Genomic DNA, 5225 nt, shown 5'->3' with positions numbered 1-5225 from the left:
ACCCCGCCCACCTGGAGGACAACGTGAAGGCGGGCCTGGGACGGCTGCCGGACGAGAAGACGCGCGCGAGGATGGTGAAGCTGCTGGACGCCTGAGGCGCGCGACTACAGGTCGGGCGAGGGCGTGTAGTGCAGCTCCCCGCCCGGCTCCAGCACCAGCCCGGTGCCGGGCTCGCCGGCCTCGTCGTCGCGCCCCACCTCCAGCACCTGCGCCTCCGCGTCCCACTGGCCCAGGTAGTACTCACCGCCCGCCACCATGCAGGCGCGCCCCTCCGACACCAGCGTCTCCACCACTTCCTTCTTGTCGCTGGTCATCCGCAAGAGCGTCCACGTCTTGCCATCCTCGCGGAAGCCCTTCACCAGGTCCGCCAGCTCCTCGTCGCGCGGCGTGCCCCCGGCCGTCTCCTCGCGCTTCCACGTGCGAGGCTCCTTCGCCGGCTGCGTCTTCTGCCACGCCCGCGCCAGCTCCAGCAGCTTCTGCTGGGCGGCGTCCTGGAGCGAGTGCATCGCGTCCGGCAATTCAATCTCCTCCAACGCCAGGAGCGCCGTCTCCAACTGCAGCGCCTTCAGGCTCCACTCGTTCCACGCGGTCTTCAGCATCCGTGTCGCTCCTGGCCGTCACACCGACCCTGAAGGGAAGGTGACGTCGCACGCCCCCTATCACACGCCCGCCTGCCCTGGCGCCGGCCAGCCTCGCTGTCGGTGTCCACCCTCTACCCGCTGCCTACCTTGAGCCCCCAGGGAGGCGAGCATGACAACGACGCAGAAGGATCCGCAGGACGTGGTGGCGCACCTGGGCAAGCTCATCCACGGCATCAAGGTCGCCATGATGACGACCGTGGACACCGACGGCAGCCTTCGCAGCCGGCCGATGTGGACCTACGACAAGGACTTCGACGGCGAGCTGTGGTTCTTCACCAATGACCACACCCACAAGGTGGACGAGGTGGAGAAGGACCACCACGTCAGCCTCGCGTATGCCGACCCCGCCAAGGACCGGTACGTGTCCGTCAGCGGCCGCTGCCATCTGATCCGCGACAAGGCCAAGGCGAAGGAGCTGTGGACCCCCGCCCTCAAGGCCTGGTTCCCCCAGGGACTGGACGATCCGAACCTCGCCCTGCTGCGCGTCAGCGTGGAGAAGGCCGAGTACTGGGACACCCCCAACAGCCGCATGGTCCAGCTCGTCGGCTTCGTGAAGGCCGTCCTGACCGGTGAAAAATACCACCCGGGTGACAACCAGAAGCTGGACCGCAACGCCCCTGGCCGCCGCAACTAGCGCCTACCTGCCGTTCCCGACTTCTCAAAATCCCGACATTCGTGTCAGGGAGTGAGTGAAGTCAGGACAGTTCCAGACCCTTGGCACATCCGCCCACCCGGCACCTCCGTACAGTAGGAGCGTGTCGTGGTGGGCGAGGCATTTGCCCCGCAGTTGCTGTTTCTCTGACAGCGCCGTTCGTCCTGGCTTGTGGAGGCAGGCCGGCCCGGGTCATGCAGCGGCCCGCCGCCGTGATACGAGCCCGATCAGCCGTCACATCACGTTGAAGTGACGAACGGTTTAGAGTATCAACCATCCGCTTTCGAGATTTTCCACCTTCCGTCCGGCGGTGTGCCGGCGCCGGCTGGAGGGACTGACCTCGGAGACGCTCATTGGGGCGGAGCGATTTCCCGCCTTTTGAAGGAATCAGGACGATGGAGAACAAGAACAAGGTCGCGAAGCCGGAGGGCAAGCTGGCGGTGCTCATCCCGGGCCTCGGCGCGGTGTCCACCACCTTGATGGCGGGTGTGGAGCTGGCGCGGCAGGGCAAGGGCGCCCCCATTGGCTCGCTCACGCAGATGGGCACGGCCCGTCTGGGCAAGCGCACCGACGGCCGGACGGTCAAGCTGAAGGACCTGGTGCCGCTCGCCACGCTGGAGGACGTCGTCTTCGGCGCCTGGGACATCATCAGCGAGGACGCCTACCAGGTGGCGCAGCGCTCGGGTGTGCTCAGCGACAAGCACATGGAGCAGGTGAAGCCCTTCCTCCAGGGCATCAAGCCCAAGCCGGGCGTGCATGATCCGGAGTTCGTGCGCCGTATCGCGGCCAACCACATCAAGGCCACGAAGACGCACCGCGAGAGCATCGAGGCCATCCGCCAGGACATCCGCGACTTCAAGAAGGAGCTCAACGCCACGCGCGCCGTGATGGTGGTGTGCAGCAGCGTGGAGACCTTCCGCCCCCTGCCGGAGGCGTTCCAGTCGCTGGCCAACTTCGAGAAGGCGCTGGATTCCAACAGCCCGGACGTGAACCCCACGGCGCTGTACACCTACGCGGCCATCAAGGAAGGCGTGCCGTTCGCCAACGCCACCCCCAACGCGAGCGTGGACACGCCCGCGCTGCAGGAGCTGGCGAAGCAGGAGAACGCGCCCATCGCGGGCCGTGACCTGAAGAGCGGCCAGACGATGATGAAGACCGTCATCGCGCCGGCGCTCAAGGCGCGCATGCTGGGCCTGGAGGGGTGGTTCTCCACCAACATCCTGGGCAACCGCGACGGCGAGGTGCTGGATGATCCCCAGGCCTTCAAGGCCAAGGAAGTGACCAAGTCGAGCGTGCTCGACACCATCCTGCAGCCGGACCTGTACCCGGAGCTGTACAACAAGTACTCGCACAAGGTGTCGATCCACTACTACCCGCCCCGCGGCGACGCGAAGGAGGGTTGGGACAACATCGACATCGTCGGGTGGCTGGGCTACCCGATGCAGATCAAGATCAACTTCCTCTGCCGCGACTCCATCCTGGCGGCGCCGCTGGTGCTGGACATCGCGCTGTTCCTGGACCTGGCCAAGCGGATGGAGTGGCGGGGCATCCAGGAGTGGATGTCCTTCTACTTCAAGAGCCCCATGGCCCACCCGGGTCTGCCGGTGGAGCACGACCTGTTCATCCAGCTGACGAAGCTGAAGAACACGTTGCGCGTCGTCGCGGGCGAAGAGCCCATCACCCACCTCGGGCTTGACTACTACGGGGATGACCTCCCGCTCGCCCGATAAGAACGACTCCGTGTTCAAGTGGCTCGTCACCGTCATGGCGGCGGGCCACTTCGCACTGGTGGTCCTCACCGGTCGTGTCCGGTGGGAACACGTCGCGGCGGATCTGCTGCTGGTGGTGCTGGCCTGGGCCGGCGCCGGCCCGCGGCGGTTCCTCCGGGGCGCGTTCCCGCTGTGGCTCACCGGGATGATCCTGGACAGCCAGGCGCTGTGGCTGGGCCTGCGCGGCACCATCCACACCGGGGACCTGTGGGCCCTGGAGAAGGCGCTGTTTCCGGCCCCGGGCGGGATGATCTGGCCCGAGTGGTGGTGGCACAACCCCAACACCCCGTTGGACCTCTTGTGTGGCTTCGCCTACGCGGCCTACCTCTACGAGGTCTTCATCGCGGCGCTGCTCTACTTCTTCTTCAAGCAGGACCGCCGCTTCGAATCGCTGTGCTGGGCGTTCTTCGTGGTGAACGCCATTGGCGTCGTCATCTACGTGCTCTACCCGGCGGCCCCGCCCTGGTACGTGCTCAAGTACGGGCCCGGTCCCGCCAACCTGGCGGCGCTGCCCAGCCCCGCGGGCACGGCGCGCTTCGATGCCTTCTTCGGCATCAGCTACTTCGCCAACTTCTACGCGCGCAATCCGAACGTGTTCGGGGCCATGCCCTCGCTGCACGCGGCCTACCCGCTGATGATGGTCCTGGTCCTCTGGTACAAGGGCACCGCGTGGCGGGTGGGGACCATCCTGTTCGCGCTGCTCGTCGCCTTTTCCGCCGTCTACCTCACGCACCACTACATCCTCGACGTGCTGGCGGGCTGCATCGCCGCGGTCGTGGCGTTCGTCGTCGTGAGGGCCGTCTTCGCTCGTCGGGACCAGGCGTCGCCGCAGGTGGCGTCCGTGTCCCTGCCGTCTGGAGGAAACACCCGTGCATGACAACGTCCTGGCCTTGCTGAGTGGAGACCTGTCCCCCTCGGCGCGCATCTGGACCGCGCTGGCGCCCGCGCTGTTCGCGGTCGCGTATTTCCTCGGCGGACTGCTGCTGTTCTGTATCCGCTGCGCCATCAAGGGCATCCCAAGGGACGCGGAGACGCTGACGCGCGGCAAGTCGATGCTGGTGGGCTTCTTCCTGCGCCACTACTTCTTCTGGGTCATCCAGCCGCTCTGGCGCCTGCTCCTGCGCTCGGGGCTGCCGGCCAACGCGCTGTCCATGCTGTCGGGCCTCTTGGGCGTGTCCTCCGGCGTGGCGGTGGCGGCGGGCCGCTTCGCGCTGGGCGGCTGGCTCTTCCTGATGGCGGGCGTGCTGGACGTGATGGACGGCCGGGTGGCGCGCACCCGCAAGGAGGCCAACCCCGCGGGCGCGGCGCTGGACTCCGTGTTGGATCGCTACGTGGACTCCGCGATGCTGATGGGCCTGGCCTGGTACTACCGGGACACGTGGGTGCTGCTGCCCGCGCTGGGGGCCCTGCTGGGTTCGTCGCTGGTGCCGTACGTGCGCGCCAAGGGTGAAGGCCTGGGCGTGAGCGTGCGCGACGGCGCGATGCAGCGGCTGGAGCGGGTGCTGTTCCTGGGCGTGGGCACGGCGCTGTCGCCCATCCTGGAGGCGCTGTTCTGGCCCACGGAGAAGCACCCCATGCACTGGCTGGCGGTGGTGGGGCTGGTGTTCGTCGCCATCCTGAGCAACGTCACGGCGGTGTCGCGCTTCCGCACGCTGGTGAAGGCGCTGGCGCCGAAGCGTCCCGTGCAGCCGCGCTCCGGCGTGGCGCTGTTCGGCTTCAACGCGGCGGCGGGCGCCATCGCCACGGCGGTGGACTTCGCCGCGGTGCTGGGCATGGTGGAGTGGGCGGGGCTGTCCCCGGTGCTGGCGACGGTGGTGGGCTGCGTGCTGGGCGGCGTGGTGAACTACTCCATCAACCGGGTCATCACCTTCCGCAGCCACGGCGCGGTGGCGCCGCAGCTGGCGCGCTACACGCTGGTGAGCGGCTCGAGCGCGCTGCTCAACGCGGGCGGCGTGGCGCTGCTCACGCTGCACCCGCAGCTGGCCTACACGCTGGGCTGGTGGCTGGTGCGCGGCGTCATCTACTTCGCCTGGAACCTGCCCCTGCAGCGCGACTACGTGTTCAACGACACGTCGTCGGACCCGCTCCTGGAGCAGCGGCCCCATGCGGCGTGAGTCGCGCTCGCGCGTCGGGGGGGCCCTGCGGCTGGGGGCCCTGCTGACG

At 67.9% G+C, this 5225-nt stretch carries 5 protein-coding genes; 4 read left to right on the top strand and 1 reads right to left on the bottom strand.

The window, feature by feature from the left end:
• Positions 1–104: 104 nt before the first annotated feature.
• Positions 105–599, bottom strand: coding sequence for a P-loop NTPase family protein (locus D7Y13_RS38175; RefSeq protein WP_120584036.1), 495 nt, complete (start codon positions 597–599; stop codon positions 105–107).
• A gap of 151 nt (positions 600–750) precedes the next feature.
• On the opposite strand from D7Y13_RS38175, the gene D7Y13_RS38170 reads away from it, so the two are divergent.
• From D7Y13_RS38170 to D7Y13_RS38155, 4 genes are all read left to right on the top strand, one after another.
• Positions 751–1275, top strand: a complete 525-nt coding sequence (locus tag D7Y13_RS38170) for a pyridoxamine 5'-phosphate oxidase family protein (RefSeq protein ID WP_120584037.1) — start codon at positions 751–753, stop codon at positions 1273–1275.
• Positions 1276–1688: 413 nt separating this feature from the next.
• Positions 1689–3023 (top strand): inositol-3-phosphate synthase, encoded by a 1335-nt coding sequence (locus tag D7Y13_RS38165; RefSeq protein WP_120536451.1) that lies wholly within the window; start codon positions 1689–1691, stop codon positions 3021–3023.
• Positions 3001–3939: a phosphatase PAP2 family protein gene (locus tag D7Y13_RS38160; protein ID WP_120584038.1), complete on the top strand. Its 939-nt coding sequence runs from the start codon at positions 3001–3003 to the stop codon at positions 3937–3939. The genes D7Y13_RS38165 and D7Y13_RS38160 overlap by 23 nt, the downstream gene beginning before the upstream one ends.
• Complete coding sequence (locus tag D7Y13_RS38155; protein ID WP_120584039.1) at positions 3932–5176, top strand: GtrA family protein; 1245 nt, start codon at positions 3932–3934, stop codon at positions 5174–5176. The genes D7Y13_RS38160 and D7Y13_RS38155 overlap by 8 nt, the downstream gene beginning before the upstream one ends.
• Positions 5177–5225: the final 49 nt, after the last annotated feature.

The sequence above is a fragment of the Corallococcus praedator genome, assembly GCF_003612125.1.
Classification (GTDB): domain Bacteria; phylum Myxococcota; class Myxococcia; order Myxococcales; family Myxococcaceae; genus Corallococcus; species Corallococcus praedator.
Note: the sequence above shows the minus strand (reverse complement) of the source record. Positions and strands in the feature narration are given on the sequence as shown.

Coding starts and splice junctions, on each gene's coding strand:
- D7Y13_RS38165 (WP_120536451.1), top strand. CDS start 1,689: ATGGAGAACAAGAACAAGGTCGCGAAGCCGGAGGGCAAGCTGGCGGTG.
- D7Y13_RS38160 (WP_120584038.1), top strand. CDS start 3,001: ATGACCTCCCGCTCGCCCGATAAGAACGACTCCGTGTTCAAGTGGCTC.
- D7Y13_RS38175 (WP_120584036.1), bottom strand. CDS start 599: ATGCTGAAGACCGCGTGGAACGAGTGGAGCCTGAAGGCGCTGCAGTTG.
- D7Y13_RS38170 (WP_120584037.1), top strand. CDS start 751: ATGACAACGACGCAGAAGGATCCGCAGGACGTGGTGGCGCACCTGGGC.